This is a genomic window from Sphingomonas yantingensis (assembly GCF_014199325.1).
In the GTDB taxonomy this organism is placed as follows: Bacteria; Pseudomonadota; Alphaproteobacteria; order Sphingomonadales; family Sphingomonadaceae; genus Sphingomonas; species Sphingomonas yantingensis.
This window is the reverse complement of sequence record NZ_JACIJJ010000002.1, coordinates 579,316-605,043: the sequence shown is the minus strand read 5'-3', so window position 1 is coordinate 605,043 and position 25,728 is coordinate 579,316. Positions and strand designations below refer to the sequence as shown.

Below are 25,728 nucleotides of genomic sequence, written 5' to 3'. Positions count from 1 at the left end.
CGCTTTCCACCTCGCTCCCATGGCCAATGTCGAAATCTATACCAAGGCGTGGTGCCCCTATTGCACGCGCGCCAAGCGGCTCCTTTCGCAGAAGGGCGCCGCGTTCGAGGAATATGACATCACCATGGGCGGGCCGAAGCGCGCCGAGATGATCGACCGCGCGAACGGCCGAACGACGGTGCCGCAGGTGTTCATCGACGGCGCGCATGTCGGCGGCTCCGACGACCTTGCCGCGCTGGAGCGCGAGGGGCGGCTCGACGCACTGCTGTCGGCGTGAAGTTCGCCCTTCTCCAGATGACCGCGGGCATCGACCCCGCGGCCAATGCCGCGACGATCGTCGATGCCGTGGCCGAGGCGAAGGCCGGCGGCGCCGCGATGCTGTTCACGCCCGAAATGTCGAACCTGATCGACCGCGACCGCGAGCGGGCGGCGGCGAGCATCGTCGGTGAGGCGGCGGAGCCCGTGCTGGCCGCGGTCCAGGCGGCGGCGAAAGCGCATGGCCTGTGGGTCAGCCTCGGCTCGCTCGCGGTGCGACAGGCGGACGGACGGTTCGCCAACCGCACCTTCGTCATCGACGCGGGCGGCGAGGTTCGCGCGCGCTACGACAAGCTGCATCTGTTCGACGTCAACGTGGGCATCGGCGACCGCTGGCGTGAATCCGCGGTCTATGCGCCGGGCCAGCGCGCGGTGCTGGCGGAGGCGCCGATCGGGCTGATGGGCCTTTCCATCTGCTACGACCTGCGCTTCGCCGCGCTCTATCACGCGCTGAGCGCAGCGGGGGCACAGATCCTGTCGGTGCCCGCCGCATTCACGCGCCCCACGGGTGAGGCGCACTGGCACCTCCTCCTGCGCGCCCGCGCGGTCGAAACGGGCTGCTTCGTCATCGCCGCCGCGCAGACCGGCGAGCATGAGGACGGCCGCACGACCTATGGCCACTCGCTCGTCGTCGATCCCTGGGGCGAAGTGCTGCTGGACATGGGCGAGGCGCCCGGGCTCGGCTTTGCCGAGATTGAGCCCGAACGCGTGGCCGAGGTGCGCGCGCGCATCCCCGTGCTCGACCACGCCCGGCCGATCCCCGCGGTCGAGGTTGCGCGGTGATCGTCTTCGACCTGCGCTGTGGCACCGGGCATGTGTTCGAGGCGTGGTTCGGCAGCAGCGCTGCCTATGAGGAACAGCGCGCCGGCGGCCTCGTCGCCTGCCCGCTCTGCGGCTCGGCCGAGATCGAAAAGGCGGTGATGGCTCCCAATGTCGGCGCCAAGGGCAACCAGCGCGCCGCCGTCCCTGCCAAGGCCGACGAAACGCCCTCGCCCGCTGCGATCAAGGCGGCGCTCGCGGCGATGGCCGCCGCACAGGCGAAGGCGCTGGAAAAATCGCAATGGGTCGGCACCGCCTTTGCCGACAAGGCGCGCGCGATGCACCTCGGCGACGCGCCCGAAACCCCGATCCACGGCCAGGCCAGCCTTGCAGAGGCAAAAGCACTGGCGGAGGAGGGCGTGCCGATCGCCCCCCTGCCCTTCCCGGTGGTGCCGCCGGAGACGCGCAATTGATTCCGCCGCCTCGCTGCCATAGGGCGGGCGCGCGTGCCCCGATAGCTCAGCAGGACAGAGCAACGGTTTCCTAAACCGCAGGTCGGGAGTTCGAGTCTCTCTCGGGGCACCACTGATCACTGAACGTTGCGGAGCCTGCCCCCATGTCCGACCCGATCAAGCGCGTCGTCCTCGCCTATTCCGGCGGCCTCGACACCAGCGTGATCCTCAAATGGCTCCAACAGACCTATAATTGCGAGGTCGTGACCTTCACCGCCGACCTGGGCCAGGGCGAGGAGCTGGAGCCCGCGCGCGCCAAGGCCGAGCTGATGGGCGTCCGGCCCGAGCACATCTATATCGACGACCTGCGCGAGGAGTTCGTCCGCGACTTCGTCTTCCCGATGATGCGCGCCAATGCGCTGTACGAGGGGCTTTACCTGCTCGGCACCTCGATCGCGCGGCCGCTCATTTCGAAGCGGTTGATCGAGATCGCCGCCGAAGTGGGCGCCGACGCGGTCGCACACGGCGCCACGGGCAAGGGCAACGATCAGGTCCGCTTCGAGCTGTCCGCCTATGCGCTGAACCCCGACATCAAGGTCATCGCGCCGTGGCGCGAATGGGACCTCACCAGCCGCACCGCCCTCATCGCCTTTGCCGAAGCGCACCAGATCCCGGTGCCGAAGGACAAGCGCGGCGAGAGCCCCTTCTCGACCGACGCCAACCTTCTTCACACCTCGTCCGAGGGCAAGGTGCTCGAGGATCCGTGGGACGAGGTGCCCGATTATGTCTATTCGCGCACGGTGAACCCCGAGGACGCGCCTGACGCGCCGGAATTCATCACCCTGGATTTCGAGCGCGGCGACGGCGTGGCACTGAATGGCGAGGCGATGAGCCCCGCCACGCTGCTGGCGGCGCTTAACGAGCTCGGCCGCAAGCACGGCATCGGCCGCCTCGACCTCGTCGAGAACCGCTTCGTCGGCATGAAGTCGCGCGGCATGTACGAGACGCCGGGCGGCACCATCTACGCCCTTGCCCACCGGGGGATCGAGCAGATCACCCTCGACCGCGGCGCCGCGCATCTGAAGGACGAGCTGATGCCGCGCTATGCCGAGCTCATCTACAACGGCTTCTGGTTCGCGCCCGAGCGCGAGATGCTGCAGGCCGCGATCGACCACAGCCAGGAAAAGGTCGCGGGGACGGTGCGGCTGAAGCTCTACAAGGGCGGCGTGTACGTCGTCGGCCGCAAGTCGCCGAACACGCTCTACAGCGAAAAGGTCGTGACGTTCGAGGACGATGCCGGCGCTTACGACCAGCGCGACGCGGCGGGGTTCATCAAGCTGAACGCCCTGCGGTTGCGGCTGCTGGGGCGGCGCGGCGAGGGTTGAATCCCTTCCCGTCACCCCGGACTTGTTCCGGGGTCCACCTCGCGGCCCGCGAGGCCAATAGAGGTTCAGGCGGCAGCGCCAGCAGGTGGACCCGGAACTAGTCCGGGGTGACGTGAGCAACCGCTGCCCCTGAGCCGTACCCCGGCGAAGGCCGGGGTCCAGTTGGGAAAAGTGGCGGATCTTTCCCCGCGTCCGGTAACTTGACCCCGGCCTCCGCCGGGGTACGGCCTGGAACTCAGATCCCCCCTTCGTCCAAACTCAGCAGCGACGCATTGCCGCCCGCGCTGGTGGTATCCACCGACACTGCCCGCTCGGCGCAAAAGCGCGGCAGATAGTTCGGTCCGCCCGCCTTCGGCCCCGTCCCCGACAACCCCTCACCGCCGAACGGCTGGCTGCCGACGACCGCGCCGATCATCGAGCGGTTGATGTAGAGATTGCCGACATGCGCCCGCGCCTCGGCGATCTCGGCTGATCGGGCGATGCGGCTGTGCAGGCCCATCGTCAGCCCGAACCGCTTGGCGTTGACGTGCTCGATCGTCTTGGTGAGCTCGCCCGCCGGCCAGGTCGCGACGTGGAGCAACGGCCCGAACCATTCGGCATTCAGGTCCTCGATCCGGTCGATGCGGATCGCGGTGGGCGGCACGAACCGCCCCTCGGCGGGCACGCCGATCGTGCCGATCCAGCGGCCGCGCATACTCTCGCGATATGCCATCAGCTTCTCGTACGCAGCATCGTCGATCACCGGCCCCACATCGGTGCGCGGATCGGCGGGATCGCCGACGCGCAGCAACTGCATCGCACCCTTCAGCATCTCGAGGATCGGTTCGGCGATCTCCTCCTGAAGGATCAGCAGGCGCAGCGCCGAGCAACGCTGGCCCGCCGAGCGGAAGGCGCTGGTCACCACGTCCGCCACCACCTGTTCGGGCAGCGCGGTCGAATCGACGATCATCGCGTTGACGCCGCCGGTCTCGGCGATCAGCGGCACGATGGCGCGGTCGTCGCCCTCCAGCAGCGAGCGCGCGATCTTCTTGGCGGTCGGGGTGGAGCCGGTGAAGGCGACGCCGGCAATCCGCTCGTCGGTCGTCAGCGCCGCACCGACCTCAGGCCCGCCGGTGACGAGGATCAGCGCATCCGCGGGCACGCCCGCTTCGTGCGCCAGCTCGACCGCGCGCGCGGCGATGCCCGGCGTCTGCGGTGCGGGCTTGGCGACGACGGTGTTGCCTGTCACCAATGCGGCGACGTTCTGGCCGGTGAAGATCGCCAGCGGGAAGTTCCACGGCGCGATCGTCGCCCAGATACCCCGCCCGCCCATGCGCAGTTCGTTGCGCTCGCCGGTCGGCCCCGGCAGCACGCGCGGCGCGAGGATGCCCCGCGCCTGCATCGCGTAGTAGCGACAGAAATCGGCCGCCTCACGGATTTCGCCGAGCGCGTCAGGGATCGTCTTGAACGCCTCCTTCACCGCATAAGCCATCAGCTCGATCCGGTTGGCTTCGAGCAGGTCGGCATAGCGTTCGAGGATCGCGGCGCGCTCCTCGGGCGCGCGCGCGTTCCACGCCGGGAACGCCGCCTGTGCCTTGGCGATGGCGAGGCCAACATCGCTGCCCGCCGCCTTGCCGACATGCGGCACCGGCGCGGCGGCGATCGCGTCGCTCGTCGCCTTCAGGATCGCGCGGTCGAACAGGTCGATGCCGCCGCTGTTGCCCCATGCGCCGAACAGGTCCTTCGGCAGCGGGATCGACGGATGGCGCGTCCCGCCCACCTCGGCGATCTTCTCGACCGGATCGGCGAGCAGTTCCTCGTCGGTCAGATGCTCGTCGGCAAGCTGGTGGACGAAGCTGGAATTGGCACCGTTCTCCAGCAGCCGGCGGACCAGATAGGCGAGCAGGTCGCGATGCCCGCCCACCGGCGCATAGATGCGGCAGTGATAGCCCTGTTCGCGCACCAGCCGCTCATAGAGGCCCTCGCCCATGCCGTGCAGCCGCTGGAACTCGAAGTCGCGGCTGTCGCCCGCCCATTCGAGGATGGTCGCGACGGTCAGCGCATTGTGGCTCGCAAAGGCCGGGCGGATATGCACCGCGTCGAGCATGTCGCGCGCGCAGGCGAGATAGGAGACGTCGGTCGCCGCCTTGCGCGTGAACAGCGGATAGTCGCTCAGCCCCTCGACCTGCGTCCGCTTGATCTCGCTGTCCCAGTACGCGCCCTTGACCAGTCGGACGTTCATCACCCGGCCCAGCGCGTCTGCCCAGCGGATGACGGCGCGGGCGCGCTTGCCATAGGCCTGCACCGCCATGCCATAGCCGTCCCAGCCGGCGAGCTCGGGCCGGCGGGCGACCGCGCCAATGATCTCGAGGCTCATTTCGAGGCGCTCGCTCTCCTCGGCATCGACGGTCAGCGCGATGCCGCGCCCCGCCGCCTCGCTCGCGAGCTGCGCCAGCATGTCGGTCAGCTCGGGGACGCAGGTGTCCCACTGGCCGACTTCGTAGCGGGGGTGGAGCGCGGACAACTTGACGCTGACCGAATGCCCCGCCGCCGGATCACTGCCGACCGCACGGATCGCGCCCACATAGGCCTCGAAGTAGCGCTCGGCATCCGCCTTCGTCCGTGCGGCCTCGCCTAGCATGTCGAAGCTGGCGGTGAAGCCGCGGTTCTCGGGCTTCTTCATGCGGCGGGCGGCTTCGTCGATGGTGCGGCCCATCACGAACACCTCGCCCATCATCCGCATCGCCGCGCCCACGGCCTGGCGCACGAACGGCTCGCCCGCACGGGCGATGAGGCGCTTCAGCGCACCTGCCGCCCCCTCGCCCACCAGCGCGCGGCCGACGACCAGCCCCCAGGTCGCGGAATTGACCAGCGCCGAGTTCGACTTGCCGGTGTGCGCGCGCCAGTCGGCATCGCCCAGCTTGTCGGCGATCAGGAGATCGGCGGTCTCGGGGTCGGGCACGCGCAGGAACGCCTCGGCGAGGCTCAAGAGCGCCACGCCCTCCGACGAATTCAGGCGATATTCCTGCAGGAACTGGTTCACCCACCCCTTGGTCTGTGCCGCGCGCAGGTCGGCGATCAGCCCGGCGGCGTGGCCCAGCACCCGCTCGCGCGAATCGGGCGACAGCCGCGCGCGGTCGAGCAGCGGTTTTAGAACATCGGGTTCGCTCGCGCGGTGCAGCTTTGCCAGCGCATCTCGGGCGGGTGACGTTAGGGCCATCTGCATTTTCGTGTTTCCGGTTTCTTTGGGCTTGCGAGCACGCCCGCCTCGCCACTAGATGATGGCGCGCGATATGCGCCAAAGCCTGCGGAGAGGGAATGCCCGTCGCCATCCAAGAACGCGCCAAAGAGGTTGGGACGGTCCGCACGTCCGACTGGGTGCGCGTGGATCAGGCGATGATCGACGCCTTTGCCGAGGCGACCGGCGACCGCCAGTTCATCCATATCGACCCCGAACGCGCCGCTGAAACCCCGTTCGGCGGCACGATCGCGCACGGGTTCCTGACCCTCTCGCTGATGCCGCTACTGGCCGAGCGGACCGAGGGGCTGGAGATCGCCGACGCGAAGATGGGCGTGAACTACGGCGGCAACCGCGTCCGCTTCCTGACGCCGGTCCGCTCTGGGAAACGCGTCCGCGGGCGTTTCAAGCTGCTGGAGCTTGCCGAAAAGCGGCCGGGCCAGTGGCAGCACACCACCGAATTCACCGTCGAGATCGAGGGCGAGGACAAGCCCGCGCTCATCGCCGAATGGATCAGCCAGATCTTCGTTTGAACGACCAGAAGGAACAGCCATGCGCTCCGCCGTCATCGTCTCCACCGCCCGCACGCCGATCGGCCGCGCCTATCGCGGTGCGTTCAACAACCTGCCCGCGCAGTCGCTGGGCGCCAAGTCGGTCGAGGCCGCGGTCCAGCGCGCCGGGATCGAGGGCGCGCAGGTCGACGACGTCATCATCGGCGCCGCGCTACAGCAGGGGCACCAGTCGACCAACGTTGCGCGCCAGATCCTGCTGCGCGCCGGCCTGCCCGTCAGCGTCGCTGGCATGACGCTCGACCGCCAGTGCGCCTCGGGCCTGATGGCGATCGCTACCGCCGCCAAGCAGATCGTCGTCGACAACATGGACGTGGTCGTCGGCGGCGGCGTCGAATCGATCAGCCTCGTCCAGACGCCGCAGATGCGCATCGCCCCCGATCCCGAGCTGCTGGCGATGCACAAGGACGTGTACATGCCGATGCTCCAGACCGCCGAGACGGTCGCCAAGCGCTACGGCATCAGCCGCGAGGCGCAGGACGAATACGGCCTCCAGTCGCAGCAGCGCACCGCCGCCGCGCAGGCCGCGGGCAAGTTCGACGACGAGATCGTCCCCGTGACCGCGACGATGAACGTGGTCGACAAGGCGACGAAGGAAGTGTCCCAGAAGGAAGTCACGCTGTCGAAGGATGAGGGCAACCGTCCCGACACCTCGGCCGAGGGACTTGCCTCGCTCCAGGCGGTGCTGCCGGGCGGCGTCATCACCGCGGGCAACGCCAGCCAGTTGTCGGATGGCTCGTCGGCGAGCGTGCTGATGGAGGAGAGCGTGGCGGCCCGCCACGGCCTTACCCCGCTCGGCCGCTATGTCGGCATGGCGGTGGCGGGCACCGAGCCCGACGAGATGGGCATCGGTCCCGTCTATGCGATCCCCAAGCTGCTCGAGCGCTTCAACCTCAAGATGGACGATATCGGCCTCTGGGAGCTAAACGAGGCGTTCGCGGTGCAGGTGCTCTATTGCCGCGACAAGCTCGGCATCCCGAACGAGCTTCTGAACGTCAATGGCGGCGCGATCTCGATCGGCCACCCCTATGGCATGTCGGGCGCGCGGATGACCGGCCACGCGCTGATCGAGGGCAAGCGCCGCGGCGCGAAGTACGTCGTCGTGACGATGTGCGTCGGCGGCGGCATGGGTGCGGCCGGGCTGTTCGAGGTCCTCTGATATAAAAAAAGCGCCCCGGTTTCGGCCGGGGCGCCATTCCAGGGAGAGGGCTGAACGGCCTCAGACCGCGACGCGGCGTCCGAACCCGCCGCCGGGCTTGCGCATCACCAGCGGGTTCGCCTCGCGCTCCAGCAGCGTCAGCGTCTTTTCGAACAGCGGGCGAAGCTGCACCACCTGTTCCAGGATGAAATCCGGCGCGTCGTGCCGCTCGACGCAGTCGCGCGCGGCGACCTCAATCGTCTCGGCCAGATCGGCGAGCGGATCGGCCCCGAACTGGCGCGATTCGCCCTTCAGCGTGTGCGCCGGCACCACCAGGCCCGCGGCCGAGCGGGCGCGCATCGCCGCTTCGATCGCGTCGACGGATTTCAGCCCGTCCTCGCGGAAATAACCGAGAATGCGCACGAAATTGGCGCCCAGCTCGCTACGCGCCTGCGTATAGCTCGGCCAGTTCACCAGCGATCGGTCGTCGACCGATGTCGTCATCTTCGCGCCTCCTACCCCCGCGACCACGGGCTCGTTGGCCTTTGATCTAGCCCCCGCGCGGTAAAGGAGGGGTTACGATCCGGGCGCGCCGATGCGGAATGTGGCAGGCGCAATCGCTTCGAAACCAAGCCCTTGCGCCGCCGCCAGCGCCGCCAACTCGCGCGCCGCGGCGGGGTCGTCGGCGAGGATCTCGACCGCCTTCGTCTCGCGCAGCGCTCGCGCTGCGCGGAGCGCCGGCCACGGGCATTTCAGCCCCCGCGCATCGACCCGCGTCACGGATCGAACGGATTCTTCGGCGCGCGCAGGTTGAGGCGCACCGGCACCGCGCCGAAGTCGAACTCGCGGCGCAGGCTGTTTACGAGGTAGCGCTTGTAGCTTTCGGGGAGCAGGTCGACGCGCGTCCCGAACAGGACGAAGGTCGGCGGCCGTGTCGTGTTCTGGGTGATGTAGCGCGGCTTGATCCGCTTGCCGCCGGGCGCGGGCGGCGGGTTCGCCTCGATCGCCCGCTCGAACCAGCGATTGAGCGCGCCCGTCGACACGCGGCGGCTCCACGCCTCGCGCGTCTCGAACGCCACCTTCAGCATCGTGTCGAGGCCCTTGCCCGTCGCGCCCGAGGTGGTGAGCAGCGGCACGCCCTTCACCTGCGCCAGGCCGTCGTCCAGCGCCTGCTTGACGCCGTTGAACAGGTAGGAGGCGTTTTCCGCCACGTCCCACTTGTTGAGGACGATCATGATCGCGCGGCCCTCCGAAATCACCTTGTCGGCGATTTTGAGGTCCTGGCCCTCCAGTCCCTTGGTGGCGTCGAGCAGGATGACGACCACCTCGGCGAAGTCGATCGCGCGCAGCGCATCGGCGACGGAGAGCTTTTCCAGCTTTTCCTGCACCTTGGCACGCTTGCGCATCCCCGCGGTGTCGATCAGGCGGACGCGCCGGCCCTGCCATTCCCAGTCGATCGCGATCGAATCGCGCGTGATCCCTGCTTCCGGCCCGGTGATGAGCCGGTTTTCGCCCAAGAGCGTATTGATGAGCGTCGACTTGCCGGCGTTCGGGCGTCCGACGATCGCCAGCTTCAACGGCGCGTCGGGGCTCTCGGGATCCTCGATCTCCGCCTCCAGGTCGGGGCGATCGATATAGGGACGCAGTGCATCGAACAGGTCGGCGATCCCCTCGCCATGCTCGGCCGACAGCGCAATCGGGTCCTCGAAGCCCAGCGCCATCGCCTCATAGATGCTCGATTCGGCGAGCCGGCCTTCGGCCTTGTTGGCGGCGAGGATGACGGGCACGTCGGCGACGCGCAGCCAGCGGGCGACCTCCTCGTCCAGCGGTGTCAGGCCCTGGCGCGCATCGACCAGGAACAGCGCCACGTCCGCCTCGCGCAGTGCCGCCTCGGTCTGCTGGCGCATCCGGCCGGGCAGCGTCGCGGCGTCCTCATCCTCGAACCCGGCGGTGTCGATGACGCGGAAATCGCAGCCGAGCAGCGTCGCGTCCCCCTCACGCCGGTCGCGCGTCACGCCCGGCTGATCGTCGACCAGCGCCAGCTTCTTGCCGACCAGCCGGTTGAACAGCGTCGACTTGCCGACATTGGGGCGCCCGATGATGGCGACGGTGGGAAGCGGCATGAGTGGCTTTCGGTCAAAAACGAGTGCTCCCGCGAACGCGGGAGCCCAGGGTCACAAGCGGGTCGCCTGCGGCTCTAGGCCCCCGCTTTCGCGGGAGCACGGATCACTTGTCCTAGCGCATCCGACGCGGATGCGACAGGCGTTTAACGATAGGCGCTGAGCTCGCCGTCGTCGCTGAGCGTGTAGAGCGTGGAATTGGCGACCACCGGCGGCAGGGTGAAGCTGCCCTTGGTCTCGATCCGCGCGGCGACGCTGCCGTCGGCGGGATTGACCGCCGCGATCGTCCCCTGCGAGCTCAGCGCCCACAGCCGGTTGCCCGCCAGCACCGGGCCGACCCAGCCGATCGGCCCCTTCTTCTTCTTTTCGTTGCGCCAGCGGCCGAGGTTGCCGATCCAGCGCACGCGCCCGGTGCCGCGCGCCATCGCGAACAGCCGCGCCTCGCTGTCGACGACGAACAGCCATTCGCCCGCCAGCCACGGGGTCGAAATGCCAGCGATATTCTGTTCCCAGATCCGCTGGCCGCTGACGATCTCGAGGCTGACCATGCGGCCGCCCTGCCCGACCGCGAACACGCGACCCTGATCGATTACCGGCTCGGCATCGATGTCGGCGAGTGCCGAGACCGAGGTCGACATGCTGGTGCGCGACAGGCTGTCGCCCCACAGCGTACGGCCATTCTCGTAGCGATAGGCGTTGAGCTCGCCCGAGCTGAAGCCCGCGACGACGGTGCCCTGCGCGATCGCCGGTGCGGCCACGCCGAACACGCCCTGCGCCTCGAGGCTGCCCGACTGCGTCCACACCGTCTTGCCGTCGGCGGCGTTGAGAGCGAACAGCTGATTGTCCTGGCTGAGGACGAAGATGTCACCCAGGCCCACGCCCGGCGCGCCGCGCAGCGGCCCGCCCGGCTTCGCACGCCACAGCTCGGCCCCGTCCGCGGCATTGAACGCCACCACTTCGCCGAGGCCGTTGGTCGCAAACACGCGGTCGCCCTCGACGCTGACGCCGCCGCCGAAGCGCGCGGGCTGCTTGTCCTCGCCCTTGGCGGTCGGCGACTTCCACACGGCCGCGCCGGTGGCGGCGTCGAACGCGTGCACCACGCCCTCGACATCGACGACATAGAGGCGGCCGCCCGCGACGACGGGCGCGGCGCCCAGCCGAACGCGGGTGTTGCCGCCCGGGATCTTCACACTCCACGCGCGCGTCGGCTGGTCGGCGAGCGCCAGATGGCCCATCGCCTTCGACGCGCTGCCGCCGGGCTGGCTCCAGCTGTCGTTGGGCGCGGCGGCGGGCAGCAGGACGTCCTGCCCGGCCAGCGCCGGATCGACGTCGGTGCCGCTTTCGGCGACAAGGATCGGCACGCGGTTGCCGACGACCGGCGTCTTCTTGTCGCCGCCCTTGAAGATGCCGCAGCCGCCAAGGGCGGTCAGCGCCAGCGCCGCGAGCGGCAGCGTCAGCTTCTTGTTCATTCGGCTTTCTTCTTTTCCTGGTCCTGGGTCACGGCATCGACGCCGAGTACGCCTGCGAGCTGAACCGCGCGTTGACGAATGGTCTGCGGCACGCTTTCGGTGCCGGCGATCTCGCCGAACAGGCGCCCCGCCTCGGCGCGCTTGTTCATGCGGATATAGGCGACGCCGACCATCTCGCCGGCGCTGCCGAACCACGGGCTATCCTTGGTCGCGAGGCCGCCGAGCCGCTCGACCACCTTGGCGGGCGGAAGCGTGTCGTATTCGGCCGCGGTCTGGCGGACGAGCGCCAGGTCACGATAGGGCTGGTCGAGCCTGGTGTCGGCGGCGATCGCCGCGAACTTGGCGGCCGCACCCTTCAGGTCGTTGGCCTGGAGCGCCACGTCGCCCTCGACGAAGCGGGCCATCGCCGCATAGCCCTCGCTGTCGCTCTTGGCGAGTTCGGCGAGCGCCGCCTTCGCTGCGGTCGGCTTGTTGGCGCCCAGATCCTCGAGCGCCTTGGCATAGGCGACGCCCTCTTCGCCCGCCTTCACGGTCTGACGGTGCTGCCAGTAGAACCAGCCGCCAAGCGCGACGAGCGCCAGCACGATCGCGACGATCAGCCACCGGCCGTAGCGCGTCCAGAAGCTGGTCAGCCGCTCACGGCGCAGCTCCTCGTCGACCTCGCGCATGAAGACCGCATTGTTCTCGGGGGTAAGCGCCAAGTGAAACTCCGTGGGATCGTGCGGCGGCGGACCTTAGCGGCGACGCGCGTGAAACGAAATGGGGTGGAAAGGAACATCCATCCTATTCGTCACCCCGGACTTGATCCGGGGTCCCGCTTCTTCCTTCTTCCAAGGCAGCGGGACCCCGGATCAAGTCCGGGGTGAAGGAAAAGGCCTGTCAGGTCTGCGTCTTCGCCACCTCGGCCGGATAGAGTTGGTCCGACCCCGGAAACGCCCGCGACCGCACTTCGTCCGCGTACGTTTCCACCGCGGCGGAAATGCGGCCGGCCATGTCGTCGTACTTCTTCACGAACCGCGCGGTGCGGTCAAACAGGCCGAGCATGTCCTCGGTCACGAGCACCTGACCGTCGCAGTCGGCGGACGCGCCGATGCCGATGACCGGGCAGGCGACCGCGGCAGTGATCGCTTGGGCCAGCGGCTCGACCACCCCCTCGACCACCAGCGCGAAGGCGCCGGCATCGGCGATCGCCTTTGCATCGGCGAGGATCTTGGCCTGCTCGGCCTCGCTCTTGCCGCGCGCGCCATAGCCACCGAGCGCGTTGACCGCCTGCGGCGTCAGGCCGACATGGCCGACGACGGGGATGCCGCGCCGGGTGAGGAACGCGACGGTCTCGGCCATCGCCTCGCCCCCCTCGAGCTTCACCGCCGCCGCGCCGGTTTCCGCCATGACCCGAGCCGCGCTCGCGAACGCCGCCTGGGGCGAGGCCTCGTAGCTGCCGAAGGGCATGTCGATGACGACCACCGCGTGATAGCTGCCGCGCACCACCGCGGCGCCGTGCGCGATCATCATGTCGAGCGTGACCGACAGCGTGGACGGCAGGCCGTAGATCACCTGCCCCAGGCTGTCGCCGACCAGCAGCATGTCGCAATGCGCGTCGAGCAGCTGCGCCATCCGCGCCGTGTACGCCGTCAGCATCACGATCGGCTCGCCGCCCTTGCGCCGCTGGATCGCGGGCACCGTCAGCCGTCGCATCGGCGCGGGCGTCGGGTTGGCGCGGCTCGTCGCCGTATCGAGCGTGAACGTCGTGGACATGGGCGCGCGCTCTACCCCCGCGGCGCCCGCGTGGAAAGCCCGCTTACCGAAGCCAGCCCCGCCGGATGCCGCGCGTCGCGATGCCGAGGCCGAGGATCGTCACGCCGAGGATTACGATCGGAAACGGCACCACTGTCGCCGCGCCCTTCACTGCAATCAGATCGGTCGCCGCGAACACCCACCCGAACTGCACCACCACCGCGACTAGCGAGACGATATAGAGCGGCCGCGCGATCCGCCGTCGGAGCAGCAGCGCGATCGCGCCGAAGAAGCCTGTCCATACCGCCGTGCCGTAAACCCATATGAACCAGCCCGGCCGAGTCGCGAAGAATGTGCGATCCCAGGCCGGCATCGCCGCCAGCCGCGACTCGTTCATTGTCACGTCGCCGTAAAAGGCGAACAGCCCGGCCGCGCCGAACAGCAGGAGCAGCGCCGCGACGATCGTCAGCCAGCGCGGCGGCGCCTGTCGAATATAGCTTGCCAATCGGTCCTCCCTCGCTCCCAGCGCCCGTCCGCGTACCCCCGCCCTATCCGATTGCAGCACCCGGCGGGGCGACGTACGGGTACAGACTAGTCCATCGGTGCGGATGGTACAGCTTTGGTATGGGGGCGTGTCCGTGGCTCGACTTGCGAAAACGATCGGTCTGGCGCTCGCACTGCTTCTCACCCTTGTCCCGGTCGCGGCCGAGGCGAAGGTGCGACTGTTCTTCTGGTCGCGCGATTCGGGGAAATACTTTCCCCATGCGTTCGTGACGCTGAAGGGCACGCTCGACGCCACCGGCGCGCCGGTCGACACCAGCTACGGCTTCACGCTGAACAGCGTCTCGCCGATCGCGCTGTTCGCGGCGGTCCCGGCGCATGTCGACATCACCTCGAAGCAATATATGCGCCCCAGCACCGCGCAGTTCGAGCTCGAGATCAGCGACGCGCAATATCAGGCGATCGTCGACCAGGCCGCCGATTGGAACGACGCGCGCTGGAGCCTCAACAAGCGCAACTGCGTGCATTTCGTGGCGGAGGTCGCCCGCCGCGCCGGCCTTACGGTCGTCGAGGATCGCAAGCTCATGAAGAAGCCGCGCAGCTTCACGCTGTCACTGATCCCGCTCAATCCCGGCCGGGTGACGGTGATCGGCCTGACCGGCGAACAGCTCTGGGCTAAGGACCCGTCGGCGGAAAACCACAACGTTCCCGAAAAGACCAAGGGATCGGTGCTGGAAAACGAGATCCGCGGGCTCCCGGCCGAGGATGCGCGTTAAGCCAGCGCCGCCTGCCACTCGTCGGGCCTGAACCCGACCAGCAGCCCGCCGTCATGCTCGACCACCGGCCGCTTGATGAGCGACGGATGCGCCGCCATCAGCGCGACTGCCGCATCGGCATCGGCGATCGCGCGCTCGCCCTCGGGCAGCTTGCGGAACGTGGTGCCGGCGCGGTTGACGAGCTTCTCCCACCCGACCCGCTTCACCCAGCCGCGCAGGCGATCGGGATCGGCCCCCGCCTTCTTGTAGTCGTGAAAGTCGTACGCGATCCCGGCGGCATTGAGCCAAGCCCGCGCCTTCTTGACGGTGTCGCAATTGGGAATGCCGTAGAGGGTGATCGTCATCGTCGCTCCGGGTCGGGTTCGAAGCGCCGCGATAGCGAAGCCGCTACCCGAATGCAGCATCCCTGACGTTCATCGACCCGGAAGGCCTAAGGTAGCTCGTAAATCATGTCGTCTTCATGTTCGACGCCACGTTGTCGAACGTCGCCTTGAGCGAATTGCCAAGACCTTGCATCGCTGCAATCGCCGCAACCGCAATCAACGCGGCGATCAGGCCGTATTCGATCGCAGTCGCGGCCTTCGTATCCCTGAAAAGTCTCTTCACGACCTGGTCCTTTCGACGTCCGGATTTGCTGGATCGTCCTTGCCAAGTCATGAATAGGCGGCTCGCCTATCCCTCCGTAATTACACGATATGTCGGTCCACGGGCGAACGTCTAAGCCTGTAATCCGGCGCCTAGAACGCGCTCGACAGCCGCTCGAACATCATGCGTGCGGGGCTGGCGGCAGGCATCGCGCCGGCCTGCGCACGGTCGAGTTGCGCGACTCGCGCATGCAGGCGGCTGCTCGAGGCGACGAGTGTCTGCGCGCGCGAAGGCAGCGTCTCGATCACCCCCCCCTCGCTCGCCGGCGCGTCGCCCAGCCGCCTCGAGCCGTCGAGCGCATCGCCCAGCGACATCTCGCCCGCCATCACCGCTCGCTGCGTCAGCAGCCAGGCGATGACGTGCATCAGCCGCGTCGTGATCTTGAGCGACTCGCACGAAAAGGCGACGCGCGTCAGCGGCGCGAGGCCGTCGCGATCGGCGCGCCCGGATTCGTCGAAATAGTCACGCGCCTCGTCGGCCAGCACCATCGCCTCGGTATAGAGCGAGTCGATCAGACGGCGTTCGAAACGGACGGCGGCTTCCCCCTGCATTTGCCCTCGATGCCATAGCTGAGCGTTCGAGAAAATGTCCGATTCGGGTCAGAAACGCGCAATGTCCCGAACTGGCGCTCGGCCCGCGAGCGCCGCTCCCGTCAGGCGATGATGTCGGGGATCAGCTCGTCCTCGATCATCGCGATTTCGTCGCGCAGCCGGAGCTTGCGCTTCTTCAGCCGGGCGAGTTGGAGCTGGTCGACGCTCCCCGCCTCGCGCAGCGCGGTGATCGAGTCGTCGAGATCGCGATGCTCGACGCGCAACAGCTCGAGTCGGCGGCCCAGTTCGGCGTCGTCCATCGGCGCTTCGTCCCCATCCTGCCCCGGCTCGGCCATGCGACGAACCGCCGGGCGCGAAAAATCGCTCGCATCGGCGTGTCGCACGCCGATTGGATCGCGACAACCGGGGCGATCGGTGGTTTACTCCGCCTCCCCCAAACCAGAGCCAAGGAGACCGCAGCAATGCAGACCTCGCACCTGACCGCACTGGAAGCCAAGCACGCCACCCTCGATCGCCGGATCTCGGCAGAGGTCAAGCGGCCGCTTCCCGACCAGGCGCTGTTGGCCGACCTGAAGCGTCGTAAGCTCCGCGTGAAGGAAGAGATCGCCGCGATCTGATCGCGCGACCTGCCGCGCCGCTAGGGGCGGCGCGGCCACTTGCTAACCCCATTCCGTTATCAACGAACCAGCGGACCAAACGGCCCGCCCGGAACCCGCTCAGCGCTTGAGGCGCGGCGGCGTCGCTGCCGGATAGACGTGCAGCCACCCCTTGTTCTCGTCGCCGGGCTTTCGCGTCGCCACGGGTTTTCGCGCGAGCATGGGATCGATCGGCTCGTTGAATGCGATGCCGATGCGCCCGTCGGTCGCCCAGGCAATCCGACCCGCCACTGGCCCGACCCCGCGCACGTCGATTTCCAGCCGCTCGCCCAGCGACACCGCCCGCGGATATTCGGCCATCAGGCCGCCCGCCGACAGGTTGCGGATGCGCACGTCCGCCTCGTGATCGCCGATGCGCAGCTTGGCGGTCAGGAGCAGGCTGTCGCGGGACGCGTGACGTCCGTGGCCGCTCAACAGGGCAGCTGCATCGACGACGGGACGGTCAGGCGAACGGTCCATGGCGGGCTCGGCAAAGGGTGCAAATCGCCCGGACATTTGCGCGCCGCCGGGTATCCAAAGCGTTAACCCGGCGCGCGGCCGCCGGGGCTTATTCCTCGCGCGAGACCTTCTCGTTGCGCTCGTGCCGCTCCTGCGCCTCGACGGTCATCGTCGCGATCGGCCGCGCCTCCAGCCGAGCCAGGCTGATCGGCTCGCCGGTCACTTCGCAATAGCCGTATTCGCCCTCGTCGATGCGGCGCAGCGCCGCCTCGATCTTGGAGATGAGCTTGCGCTGGCGGTCGCGGGTGCGCAGTTCGATCGACCAGTCGGTCTCGCTCGACGCGCGGTCGGTCAGGTCCGCCTCGCGCAGCGAATCGATCTGGAGCTGGCCGAGCGTCACCTGCGCCTCGCGCAGGATCGCTTCTTTCCATGCGAGCAGCTTGGCCCGGAAATAGGCCTGCTGCTTTTCGTTCATGAACGGTTCGTCGGCGCTCGGCCGATAGCCGCCCATCAGGTCATTCGCCGCCGGAACCGCAGCGCTCTCATATCGATCCAACGCAGTCGCCATGCCACTCTCCACGACCGGGAGCCGGTGCGACACCCCCATGCCGCTTACGCCCGGGACCTCTTGCCTTGGGCTGCGCCTATAGAAGCGGCTAAGGGTCGCTACAAGTGCGCAAAATCCGATCTGCCCATCGGCGAATCGAGGCGTAGCCGCGACGGGCTTGCGCCGGCGTGAACGGACCCTTCACCGTAACCCGCGCCGATCGCCCGGTAATGTCCGCACATTCTGTCCCGTATGCGGACGTTAACCATAATTCCCGCGACGGGGCGTGCGGAATCCTGCGCCGGGACGCCGCGAACAGGGTTAACGTCGTTGAACTTAATTCTTTGTTCTGCACTGTGGGCTCATCGGCGGCTCGAGGGCTGCTTCATCCGATGAACGGCCCGCCGGGTGTCGGTAACGAGAAGAGATGTCGGTATGTCGGTAAAGATGGCCTTGGCGAAACTTTGCGCCTGCACTTGCGGCGGCGCCATCGTCGGTGGCGGCGCGGTTCACGTTGCCGAAACCGCCCGTACCGAGCGCGTCGTGACGAAGCGCGTCGTCGAAAAACGCGTGGCCGCCCAGCGCGCCTATGCCGGGTCGGGCAAGAAGCTCGTCCGCCGCACCATCACCAAGACGGCGCAGTGCCAGCCGCAGACCGTGACGGTCACGACGCAGGGCGCGCCGATCCCCGTGCCCCCCGCCTTCGACGCGCAGCCCGTGATCTCGGGCGGCGGCGGCGGCGGTCCGGTCTTCGTCGGCGGCTCGGGCGGCTTTGGCGGCGGGTTCGGCGGCGGCTTTTTCGGCGGCGGTTTCGCGGGCGGCGGCGGTGGCGGCTCGATCGTCATTTCCTCGACCTCGTCGGGCGGGTCGACCAGCACCAGCGGCGGCTCCACCTCGTCGGCGTCGGGCGGCTCGTCGACTTCCACCGGCGGCGTGTCGTCGACCAGCTCGACCTCGAGCGGCAACGTCTCCTCGACCAGTTCGTCGAGCGGCAACGTGTCGTCGTCCTCTTCCTCGTCGTCGGCCTCCTCGGCCTCCAGCGCGTCGTCGGCGTCCTCCGCCTCGTCGGGCGGTTCGTCGGGCGGCAAGCCGGGCAAGCCCGATCATCCGAGCTCGTCGGGATCGAGCGGGTCTTCGGGGTCAAGCGGTTCGTCGGGGTCCAGCGGGTCCTCGGGTTCCAGCGGGTCGTCCGGCTCTAGCGCATCAAGCGCCAGCTCAGCCTCCAGCGCGTCCTCGGCCTCGTCGGGGTCGAGCGGGTCGAGCGGCTGGTCGACTTCGGGCGGCTGGTCGAGCACCTCGTCGGGCTCCAGCGGCTCGTCGGCATCGAGCGCCAGCTCGGCCTCCAGCGCGTCGTCGGCGTCGAGCGCCAGCTCCTCCGGTTCGTCGGGCGGCACGCCGCCGACGCCGGTGCCCGCGCCGCCGATGCTGCTCCTGTTCGGGGCCGGCGCCGCCGCGCTCGTCGCGCGTGGTCGCTTCAAGAAGCGCAAGGCCGCCTGACACGAAATCGGCGGGCCGTTCGACCGACCCGCCTCCGAAACACTCCCTGCCCCTCCCGCCAACGGGAGGGGCTTTTCTTTTGGTGCCTCAGGCCGCGCTCAGCGCCTTTTCGATCTGGTCGACCGGGTGGCCGGTCAGGTCCTTGTCGAGCTCGCCCAGCAGCCGCTGCTCGACCTCCTTGTGGTAATGCTTGCGAAGCTCGCCCAGCGTCCTGGGCGGGGCAACGATGATGAGCGATTCGAAATCGTTGCGCAGCGCCCGCTTCTTCAGGAGCTCGGCGGTCTCAGCGGCGAAGCGGTCTTCCTCCAGCTGGTGGAAATCGACTTCGCTGAACGCGCTGCCCGCGGTGCCGGTGCCCGAGGATGCCGCGCGGCCCGGCCGGTCGGTCTTCTGGTCGCCGTCCGCGGGGTTGTCCTGCTCGCGCTTGCGCTCGACGATCAGGTTGGGATGCTCGGCATCCCCGTCGTTGCGCAGGAAGAGCATCTTGCGCCCATCGGCAACCACCACGACGGCATCGTGCGGGACCTGCATCGCGTTTCTCCTTATCGTTGTTGGACAGGGTGAACGCCCGCCCGCCACGCGGGTTGCGAGCGGCTTGCACAGGGGGGCGCTGCCGGGCCATAGCGCGGCGATGCACGACATCCGCCTGATCCGCGACGACCCCGCCGCCTTCGACGCCGCCCTCGCCCGCCGCGGCCTGTCGCCGCAGGCCGCCGACCTCGTCGCTCTGGACGAGCGCCGCCGGGCGATCGTGACCGAGCTTCAGCTGGGACAGGCGCGCCGCAATGAAGCGTCGAAGGCGATCGGCGCGGCGATGGCGCGCCAGGACCACGCCGCCGCCGACGCGCTGAAGGCAGAGGTCGCCGCGCTCAAGACCCGCCTGCCCGAACTGGAAGTCGAGGAGCGCGACGTCGCCGGCCGGCTCAAGGCCGCACTGGAGGTCATCCCCAACCTGCCCGCCGACGACGTGCCGGTCGGCGGCGGTGAGGCGGAAAATGTCGAGGTCGCCCGCTGGGGCACCCCGCGCGCATTCGACTTCGCGCCCAAGGAACACGCCGATCTCGCCCCCGCGCTCGGCATGGATTTCGAGACCGGCGCCCGACTTTCAGGCGCGCGCTTCACCTTCCTGCGTGGGCCTATGGCCCGCCTCCACCGTGCGCTCGGCCAGTTCATGCTCGACGTGCAGACGCGCGAGCACGGATACGAGGAATGCAACCCGCCCGTCCTGGTTAAGGACGAGGCGATGTACGGCACCGACAAGCTGCCGAAGTTCGCCGAGGACAGCTTCGGCACTACCGACCAGCGCTGGCTGATCCCCACCAGCGAAGTCAGCCTTACCGCCAGCGTCATGGGCGAGCTACTCGACGAGAGCGTCCTACCGCTTCGCCTCACCGCGCTCACGCTCTGCTTCCGGTCGGAGGCGGGCGCGGCGGGGCGCGACACGCGCGGTTTCATCCGCCAGCACCAGTTCGAGAAGTGCGAGCTTGTCAGCATCGTCCGGCCCGAGGACAGCGAGGCCGAACATGATCGCATGACCCGCGCGGCCGAAACGATCCTCGAACGCCTGAACCTGCCCTATCGCAAGCTCCTCCTTTGCACCGGCGACATGGGCTTCGGGGCGCGCAAGACCTACGACCTCGAAGTCTGGCTACCCGGCCAGGGTGCGTGGCGCGAGATCAGCTCGTGCTCCAATACCGGCGCGTTCCAGGCGCGGCGCATGAACACCCGCTACCGCGTCGCCGGCGAGCAGAAGAAGACCGAGTTCGTCCACACGCTCAACGGCTCCGGCCTCGCGGTCGGGCGTACCTTAGTGGCGGTGATCGAGAATTATCAGGAGGCGGACGGCAGCGTCACCGTGCCCGAAGTGCTGCGGCCGTACATGGGCGGCACCGAGCGGCTGGCGGCTCGCTGATGCGCATCCTCGTCACCAACGACGACGGCTATCACGCCCCCGGCCTCAAGGTGTTGGAGGACATCGCCGCGCACTTCAGCGACGATGTGTGGGTCGTCGCCCCCGCCGACGAGCAATCGGGCGCGGGCCATTCGCTGACCCTCACCCGTCCCTTGCGCGTCCGCCGCTTCGGCGAGAAGCGGTTTGCCGTCAGCGGCACGCCCACCGACGCGGTGATGATGGCGCTCGCCAAGCTGATGAAGGACACGCCCCCCGACCTGATCCTGTCGGGCGTCAACCGCGGCGCGAACCTTGCCGAGGACGTGACCTATTCGGGCACCGTGTCGGCGGCAATGGAGGGCGCGCTGGCCGGCGTCCGCTCGATCGCGCTCAGCCAGGTCTATGCGCGGCAGGGGATGGGCGACACCGTGCCGTTCGACGCGGCGATCGCCTGGGGGGCAAAGGTGCTCGCGCCGCTGATCGACCTCGACTGGGCACCGCGGACGCTGGTCAACGTCAACTTCCCCGCGCTACCCGCCGATCAGGTCAAGGGCGTGCGCGTCGTCGCTCAGGGCTTGCGCGATTACGGCCGGCTCCAGATCATCACCAACCGCGACCCGCGCGGATACGAGTATCACTGGTTCGGCCTCGGCGCCGTCGGCGTTCCGACGCCCGCGCACGCCACCGACCTCGAAGCGGTGCAGGACGGTTTCGTCGCGGTGACGCCGCTGCATCTTGACCTGACGCACGCGGAGTCGATGAATAGGCTGATCGCAGCGTATCGCGACTGAGGGGGATCGAGATGGGGGCATTGAGGCGCGGCACGAGCGCGGTACTGCCGGCGCTGCTGCTCGGCGGGTGCCTGATCCCCGGTGGGCGTGACGACTACGCCGCCCCGCCCCCGCCGCCCGCGCCGCGGCAGGTCGAGGAACCCGTCCGCCGCGACGTGGACGAGAATGTCCGCACGCTTCCCGCGCCGCCCCCCGCCTGGGTCGCGCGTCCGGTCACGCCCGATGCGCGGACGATCCCGTCCTCGACCTACACCGTCCAGCCCGGCGACAACCTCCGCCGCATCGCCGACCGCACCGGCGCGGCGAGCGAGGCGATCGCGCGCGAGAACGACCTTGCCGCCCCCTACACGATCTTCGCGGGCCAGCGCCTGTCGATCCCCGGCGGGCGCTGGCATCTGGTGCGAGAGGGGCAGACGGGCATCGCCATCGCCCGCGCTTACGGCGTCGAATGGTCGCGGATCGTCGACGCGAACCGCCTCACCGAACCCTATATCCTGCGCACCGGCCAGCGCGTGCTGATCCCCGGCGATGCCGCGCGCGGCCCCAGCCGGGCGGAGCGCGCCGCCGCCTTCCGCCTCGACATCGACGACCTCGTCACCGGCAGCCAGCCGGCGATCGCCGAAAATGCCGCGCCCGCCAAACCCGTGGCCACGGCGAAGCGCGTGCTTCCTTCGACGGCCGCGGTCGCCGAACCGACGCGCATCAGCGGCGGCTTCCAATGGCCCGTCGCGGGCGGCCGGATCCTGCGCCGCTTCGGTCCCGGCGCCAGCGGCGAGCGCAACGACGGCATCAAGATCGCGGTGCCGCTCCAGACCCCGGTCACCGCCGCCGCCGACGGCGTCGTCGCCTATGCCGGCAGCGACATTCCCTCATTGGGCGGCCTCGTCATCCTGAAGCACGGCAGCCGCCTCACCTCGGTCTACGGCCATGCCGGCCAGCTGCTCGTCCAGCGCGGACAGGCGGTAAAGCGCGGCCAGACGATCGCACTGTCCGGCGATACCGGCGCCGCGAACCAGCCCGAACTCCATTTCGAGATCCGCGACGGCCGTACCCCCGTCGATCCGCTGACCCGCCTGCCGCGGCGATGAGGGGGCGGATCACCGCCGGCACGCTCTTTCGCAAATCGCGCCGGCCGGTCTGGCTGTCGATCAGCTGGCGCGTGGCAGCCGTCCTCGGGCTGCTCGCCATCGCGATCGGCGTCCACTGGCTCGACCGCGACGGGCTTCGCGACAATTACGACGGCAAGATCAGTTTCGTCGACGTCGTCTATTTCACCTTCATCTCGATCACCACGACCGGCTACGGCGACATTGCCCCGGTGACCGAGCGGGCGCGATTGTTCGACGCGCTGATCGTCACGCCGATCCGCGTCTTCGTCGTGCTGCTCTTCATCGGCACGACCTACGACTTCGTTCTGAAGCGCACATGGGAGAAGTGGCGCATGGCACGCATCCAGCGCGAACTGACCGGCCATATCGTCGTCGCCGGCTTCGGCCAGACCGGCTCCGAAGCCGTCGACGAACTCATCGCCCGCGGCCGCGATGCCGCAACGATCGTCGTCGTCGACGGATCGGCCGAGCGGCTGGCGGTGGCCGAGGCACTGGGCTGCGCGATCATGGTCGGCGACGCGACACGCGACCGCACCCTGATCGACCTGCGCATCGCCGACGCCTGCTCGCTGATCGTAGCAGCAGGGCGCGACGATACCTCGATCCTTATCACCCTGACCGCCCGCCACCTCGCCCCCGACCTGCCAATCAGCGTCATCGTCAAGGCCGAGGACAACGAGGTGCCCGCCCGCGCGGCCGGCGCGACGACGGTCATCAATCCCGTCAGCTTCGCCGGGCTGTTGCTGGCAAGCTCGTGCAGCGGCAGCCATGTCGCCGATTACATGATGGACCTGGCGAGCTACGACGGGCGCGTGCAGCTGGCCGAACGCGCGGCGCGGGCGGAGGAGATTGGTCAGCCCTTGTCCTCGATCCGTACCGGGCTCGGCGTGCGCATCTATCGCGGCGGCAAACCGTTCGGCTTCTTCGATGACGAAGCCGCGGCGATCCAGCCCGGCGACGTCATCGTCGAAATCGTCGCGCACCGAGGGATCGCCGGATGAATCTGGAAGCATCGCGCATCCTGCCGATCGTCATGCTGATCGGCTCGAACATCTTCATGACCTTTGCCTGGTACGGCCATCTGAAGCACAAGGGCGCGGCGCTGTGGGCCGTCATCCTCGTCAGCTGGCTGATCGCGCTCCCCGAATACATGCTCGCCGTGCCCGCCAACCGGATCGGCAGCGGCGTCTATTCGGCGGCGCAGCTGAAGGGGATGCAGGAAGTCATCACGCTCAGCATCTTCGCGATCTTCTCGATCCTGTATCTGGGGCAGAAGATCACGCCCAACCACCTGATCGGTTTCGCGCTGATCGCGGGCGGCGCGTTCTTCCTGTTCAGGGCCTGAGCCGCCGCTTCGCCCACGCGACCGCCCGGTCGAAGCGGTTCAGCGCCGCCATCGCCGTGCGATTGGCAATCGTCGGGCGCAGCAGGAACAGGTCGCACGCCTCGACGTGGCCGGTCGCGAACTGGCGCTTGTGCTGCCCCTCGCCCTCGGTGAAGTCGAAGCGGGCATGGGCCCCCTCGTCCATCAGGTCCCTGAGCGCCGCGGCCATCAGCACCGTCCCCGGCGACAGTGCATCGAAGCGTTCGTCGTGGCCGACATATTCGTAGACCACCGTACCGCGCTCGATCGGGCAATAGAGATAGGCCACCGCCTCACCCCCCAGGAACAACAGCCACCCCCGCGCGGCATCGGCGGCGGCGGCGCGCAGCATCGACTCCACCCAGGCGGGATCGCCGGGCAGGCCCATGCCCAGCAGCTTCTCCTGATAGGTCCCCGCCGCCAGCGGCCGGGCGATCGCGTGGAACGCCGCCAGTTCCTCGGGCGAGCGATAGCGGCGGATGTCGATCGCGCCGCCGTTCGCCTCGGCGATCTTCTTACCCTTGCGCTTCAGCGTCGAGCGCAGATTGCGCGACAGCCCGGCAAGATAGGCGTCCCAGCCCATCGACAGGTCGGCATACCAGCGCCGATACCGCTGCCGTTCCGCGACGATCAGACCACGCGTGTCGAGGCCCTCGACCGCCGCCAGCGGCACCGACAGCAGCGAGTATCCGTCCGCCCCCGCCGGCAAAGCGGGCAGCGGCGGCACCTGCCCCGCCATTGCGTCCTCTAGGCTGACCGCCACGCGCACCAGCCGCCGCCGGAGCGACAGCAGCGTCCGCGTCCCCACCCGGAACGCGATCGGCAGGTCGAGCGCCGCGCTCATGCCGCGCGTTCGGCGATCAGGTTCGACCAGAGCTGCTCCGCCCGCCGCCGCGCGGTGCGCAGGCGATCGGCGGGAAGCGGCCGGTCGTCCTGCCCCAGCCGGAGCGCCGGGCGGTCGCGATACCATGTCGTCGACAGGTCCGCGCGCCGCTCGGCCAGCATCGCGCACAGCGCCTCGAACCGGCGCACATGCACCGCGTTCACCGCTGTACCGCTGCGGTTGGCAAGCTCGAAGCCGTGGCTGACGATCGTCACTGCCGCGTGATCCTCGCGCGCGGCATGGTCGAGCGCCGCGCGCATCTCGCCCACCGACAGCGCACATATCTGGAAATGGCGGAGCCGCCCCGGCGCTTCCTCGATCAGCGTCACCGGGCATTCGATCAGCCCGCGATGCCGGGTCGGCGCGATCCGCGTGGGCGGCAGGCTGAGCCCGCTCGGCCACGGATGCGCTGAGCCATTGTGGCTGCTGTCGTAATCGATCCCCAGCGCCGCCAACGCGTCGATCGTGTCGTCATTGGCGGCATAGCTGCCCGCGCGATAGGCGATCGGCCGATCGCACCCCGCCTCGACCAGCCAGTTGATCGCTCGGGCCAGCATCGCCTGCTGCGCGTCCCGGTCGAGGTCGACCAGCTCGAACACGCCGTGAGCCGCGCCACCGTCGCCGGCGACCGCGCCCATCCAGTTCGGATGCAAATGGAGCTGCACTTCCTGCCCCGCCGCCAGGATCGGCTCGACGATCCGCCGCACCACCTCGACACCGTGAACGGCCGCGGGCATCGGATCGACGAAAAAGCACGCCTTCAACCCATGCCTCGCCAGCATGTCGAGCTGATAGGCCACCCCCACACCCGCGGGCTCGATCGAGCGCGCGACCTGCTCGCCCAGCGGCAGGCGCGCGCAGTGGTGCCGCCAAATCAGCTCGGTATCGACGGTCAGGAACACGGGGGTCATTGCCCGGCCCT

The 25,728-nt window shown here is 68.8% G+C and carries 32 protein-coding genes and 1 tRNA gene; 14 read left to right on the top strand and 19 right to left on the bottom strand.

Translation table 11 applies throughout. The features are described 5' to 3' along the window. Positions 1–19 precede the first annotated feature (19 nt). The 5 genes from grxC (at position 20) to FHR19_RS09085 (ending at position 2,911) form a co-directional block, all read left to right on the top strand. Entirely contained in the window at positions 20–277 is a 258-nt protein-coding gene (gene grxC / locus FHR19_RS09105; RefSeq protein ID WP_184027225.1) for a glutaredoxin 3, read from the top strand. Next, complete coding sequence (locus FHR19_RS09100; RefSeq protein WP_184027223.1) at positions 274–1,098, top strand: nitrilase-related carbon-nitrogen hydrolase; 825 nt, start codon at positions 274–276, stop codon at positions 1,096–1,098. Before grxC ends, FHR19_RS09100 begins: the two co-directional genes overlap by 4 nt. Then, the gene (locus FHR19_RS09095) at positions 1,095–1,547 is read left to right on the top strand and encodes a DUF1178 family protein (RefSeq protein ID WP_184027221.1); all 453 of its coding nucleotides are present in this window, start codon (positions 1,095–1,097) and stop codon (positions 1,545–1,547) included. Before FHR19_RS09100 ends, FHR19_RS09095 begins: the two co-directional genes overlap by 4 nt. A gap of 35 nt (positions 1,548–1,582) precedes the next feature. Continuing rightward, positions 1,583–1,659 (top strand) — tRNA-Arg (locus FHR19_RS09090). 31 nt (positions 1,660–1,690) lie between these two features. Then, the gene (locus tag FHR19_RS09085) at positions 1,691–2,911 is read left to right on the top strand and encodes an argininosuccinate synthase (RefSeq protein ID WP_184027220.1); all 1,221 of its coding nucleotides are present in this window, start codon (positions 1,691–1,693) and stop codon (positions 2,909–2,911) included. Positions 2,912–3,146: 235 nt separating this feature from the next. On the opposite strand, the gene FHR19_RS09080 is transcribed toward FHR19_RS09085, so the two are convergent. Then, on the bottom strand, positions 3,147–6,110 hold the full coding sequence (locus tag FHR19_RS09080) for an L-glutamate gamma-semialdehyde dehydrogenase (protein ID WP_425505959.1): 2,964 nt from the start codon (positions 6,108–6,110) through the stop codon (positions 3,147–3,149). A 98-nt stretch (positions 6,111–6,208) separates the two neighbouring features. On the opposite strand from FHR19_RS09080, the gene FHR19_RS09075 reads away from it, so the two are divergent. Both FHR19_RS09075 and FHR19_RS09070 read left to right on the top strand, forming a co-directional pair. Beyond that, a complete protein-coding gene (locus tag FHR19_RS09075; RefSeq protein WP_184027216.1) occupies positions 6,209–6,661 on the top strand; it encodes a MaoC family dehydratase in 453 nt (150 codons plus the stop codon). 19 nt (positions 6,662–6,680) lie between these two features. Beyond that, positions 6,681–7,856, top strand: a complete 1,176-nt coding sequence (locus FHR19_RS09070; RefSeq protein ID WP_184027214.1) for an acetyl-CoA C-acyltransferase — start codon at positions 6,681–6,683, stop codon at positions 7,854–7,856. 60 nt (positions 7,857–7,916) lie between these two features. Here FHR19_RS09070 and FHR19_RS09065 read toward each other — a convergent pair whose 3' ends face one another. The 7 genes from FHR19_RS09065 to FHR19_RS09035 all read right to left on the bottom strand — a co-directional run bounded on the left by FHR19_RS09065 (position 7,917) and on the right by FHR19_RS09035 (position 13,663). Next, entirely contained in the window at positions 7,917–8,339 is a 423-nt protein-coding gene (locus FHR19_RS09065; protein ID WP_184027212.1) for an Hpt domain-containing protein, read from the bottom strand. Positions 8,340–8,411: 72 nt separating this feature from the next. Beyond that, positions 8,412–8,615, bottom strand: coding sequence for a sulfurtransferase TusA family protein (locus FHR19_RS09060; protein WP_184027210.1), 204 nt, complete (start codon positions 8,613–8,615; stop codon positions 8,412–8,414). Then, positions 8,612–9,958, bottom strand: coding sequence for a ribosome biogenesis GTPase Der (gene der, locus FHR19_RS09055; RefSeq protein WP_184027208.1), 1,347 nt, complete (start codon positions 9,956–9,958; stop codon positions 8,612–8,614). The genes FHR19_RS09060 and der overlap by 4 nt, the downstream gene beginning before the upstream one ends. 143 nt (positions 9,959–10,101) lie before the next feature. After that, on the bottom strand, positions 10,102–11,424 hold the full coding sequence (locus tag FHR19_RS09050) for an outer membrane protein assembly factor BamB family protein (RefSeq protein ID WP_184027206.1): 1,323 nt from the start codon (positions 11,422–11,424) through the stop codon (positions 10,102–10,104). Beyond that, a complete protein-coding gene (locus FHR19_RS09045; RefSeq protein ID WP_184027204.1) occupies positions 11,421–12,125 on the bottom strand; it encodes a tetratricopeptide repeat protein in 705 nt (234 codons plus the stop codon). The genes FHR19_RS09050 and FHR19_RS09045 overlap by 4 nt, the downstream gene beginning before the upstream one ends. A gap of 178 nt (positions 12,126–12,303) precedes the next feature. Then, entirely contained in the window at positions 12,304–13,179 is an 876-nt protein-coding gene (gene panB, locus FHR19_RS09040) for a 3-methyl-2-oxobutanoate hydroxymethyltransferase (RefSeq protein ID WP_184027202.1), read from the bottom strand. Between the two features lie 43 nt (positions 13,180–13,222). After that, complete coding sequence (locus tag FHR19_RS09035) at positions 13,223–13,663, bottom strand: hypothetical protein (protein ID WP_184027200.1); 441 nt, start codon at positions 13,661–13,663, stop codon at positions 13,223–13,225. Between the two features lie 133 nt (positions 13,664–13,796). Here FHR19_RS09035 and FHR19_RS09030 point away from each other — a divergent pair, with 133 nt between their 5' ends. Beyond that, positions 13,797–14,435 carry a hypothetical protein gene (locus FHR19_RS09030; RefSeq protein ID WP_184027198.1) on the top strand — a complete coding sequence of 213 codons (639 nt, stop codon included), beginning with the start codon at positions 13,797–13,799 and terminating at the stop codon, positions 14,433–14,435. On the opposite strand, the gene FHR19_RS09025 is transcribed toward FHR19_RS09030, so the two are convergent. The 4 genes from FHR19_RS09025 to FHR19_RS09010 form a co-directional block, all read right to left on the bottom strand. Next, positions 14,432–14,779, bottom strand: coding sequence for an ArsC family reductase (locus FHR19_RS09025; RefSeq protein ID WP_184027196.1), 348 nt, complete (start codon positions 14,777–14,779; stop codon positions 14,432–14,434). The two genes, FHR19_RS09030 and FHR19_RS09025, sit on opposite strands and share 4 nt — an antisense overlap. A 103-nt stretch (positions 14,780–14,882) precedes the next feature. After that, positions 14,883–15,041 carry a Flp family type IVb pilin gene (locus tag FHR19_RS09020; RefSeq protein WP_343053216.1) on the bottom strand — a complete coding sequence of 53 codons (159 nt, stop codon included), beginning with the start codon at positions 15,039–15,041 and terminating at the stop codon, positions 14,883–14,885. A 131-nt stretch (positions 15,042–15,172) separates the two neighbouring features. After that, positions 15,173–15,631, bottom strand: coding sequence for a DUF1465 family protein (locus FHR19_RS09015; RefSeq protein WP_184027192.1), 459 nt, complete (start codon positions 15,629–15,631; stop codon positions 15,173–15,175). 101 nt (positions 15,632–15,732) lie between these two features. Continuing rightward, a complete protein-coding gene (locus FHR19_RS09010; RefSeq protein ID WP_184027678.1) occupies positions 15,733–15,930 on the bottom strand; it encodes a YdcH family protein in 198 nt (65 codons plus the stop codon). 162 nt (positions 15,931–16,092) lie between these two features. Between FHR19_RS09010 and FHR19_RS09005 the strand changes: the two genes are divergently transcribed. Next, the gene (locus tag FHR19_RS09005) at positions 16,093–16,248 is read left to right on the top strand and encodes a YdcH family protein (protein WP_184027190.1); all 156 of its coding nucleotides are present in this window, start codon (positions 16,093–16,095) and stop codon (positions 16,246–16,248) included. 99 nt (positions 16,249–16,347) lie between these two features. Here FHR19_RS09005 and FHR19_RS09000 read toward each other — a convergent pair whose 3' ends face one another. From FHR19_RS09000 to FHR19_RS08980, 5 genes are all read right to left on the bottom strand, one after another. After that, entirely contained in the window at positions 16,348–16,746 is a 399-nt protein-coding gene (locus FHR19_RS09000) for a PilZ domain-containing protein (protein ID WP_184027188.1), read from the bottom strand. A gap of 88 nt (positions 16,747–16,834) precedes the next feature. Then, positions 16,835–17,293 (bottom strand): RNA polymerase-binding protein DksA, encoded by a 459-nt coding sequence (gene dksA, locus FHR19_RS08995; RefSeq protein WP_184027185.1) that lies wholly within the window; start codon positions 17,291–17,293, stop codon positions 16,835–16,837. Positions 17,294–17,859: 566 nt separating this feature from the next. Further along, positions 17,860–18,369, bottom strand: coding sequence for a hypothetical protein (locus FHR19_RS08990; protein WP_184027182.1), 510 nt, complete (start codon positions 18,367–18,369; stop codon positions 17,860–17,862). Positions 18,370–18,375: 6 nt separating this feature from the next. Further along, positions 18,376–18,750 (bottom strand): hypothetical protein, encoded by a 375-nt coding sequence (locus tag FHR19_RS08985; RefSeq protein WP_221228443.1) that lies wholly within the window; start codon positions 18,748–18,750, stop codon positions 18,376–18,378. 106 nt (positions 18,751–18,856) lie between these two features. Beyond that, on the bottom strand, positions 18,857–19,300 hold the full coding sequence (locus FHR19_RS08980) for a host attachment family protein (protein ID WP_184027179.1): 444 nt from the start codon (positions 19,298–19,300) through the stop codon (positions 18,857–18,859). Between the two features lie 100 nt (positions 19,301–19,400). On the opposite strand from FHR19_RS08980, the gene serS reads away from it, so the two are divergent. Genes serS through FHR19_RS08955 form a run of 5 tightly spaced genes read left to right on the top strand, consistent with a single transcriptional unit; the run spans position 19,401 to position 23,905 of the window. Beyond that, complete coding sequence (gene serS / locus FHR19_RS08975; RefSeq protein WP_184027176.1) at positions 19,401–20,681, top strand: serine--tRNA ligase; 1,281 nt, start codon at positions 19,401–19,403, stop codon at positions 20,679–20,681. Beyond that, positions 20,681–21,451, top strand: coding sequence for a 5'/3'-nucleotidase SurE (gene surE, locus FHR19_RS08970; protein WP_184027173.1), 771 nt, complete (start codon positions 20,681–20,683; stop codon positions 21,449–21,451). Before serS ends, surE begins: the two co-directional genes overlap by 1 nt. Positions 21,452–21,462: 11 nt before the next feature. Further along, on the top strand, positions 21,463–22,539 hold the full coding sequence (locus FHR19_RS08965) for a M23 family metallopeptidase (protein WP_184027171.1): 1,077 nt from the start codon (positions 21,463–21,465) through the stop codon (positions 22,537–22,539). Next, positions 22,536–23,561 (top strand): potassium channel family protein, encoded by a 1,026-nt coding sequence (locus tag FHR19_RS08960; RefSeq protein WP_184027168.1) that lies wholly within the window; start codon positions 22,536–22,538, stop codon positions 23,559–23,561. Before FHR19_RS08965 ends, FHR19_RS08960 begins: the two co-directional genes overlap by 4 nt. Beyond that, complete coding sequence (locus FHR19_RS08955) at positions 23,558–23,905, top strand: DMT family protein (protein WP_184027165.1); 348 nt, start codon at positions 23,558–23,560, stop codon at positions 23,903–23,905. Before FHR19_RS08960 ends, FHR19_RS08955 begins: the two co-directional genes overlap by 4 nt. Here FHR19_RS08955 and FHR19_RS08950 read toward each other — a convergent pair. Both FHR19_RS08950 and FHR19_RS08945 read right to left on the bottom strand, forming a co-directional pair. Then, positions 23,895–24,767 carry a GNAT family N-acetyltransferase gene (locus tag FHR19_RS08950; RefSeq protein WP_184027162.1) on the bottom strand — a complete coding sequence of 291 codons (873 nt, stop codon included), beginning with the start codon at positions 24,765–24,767 and terminating at the stop codon, positions 23,895–23,897. The genes FHR19_RS08955 and FHR19_RS08950 overlap by 11 nt on opposite strands. Continuing rightward, positions 24,764–25,717 (bottom strand): polysaccharide deacetylase family protein, encoded by a 954-nt coding sequence (locus tag FHR19_RS08945; RefSeq protein ID WP_184027159.1) that lies wholly within the window; start codon positions 25,715–25,717, stop codon positions 24,764–24,766. Before FHR19_RS08945 ends, FHR19_RS08950 begins: the two co-directional genes overlap by 4 nt. Positions 25,718–25,728 lie beyond the last annotated feature (11 nt).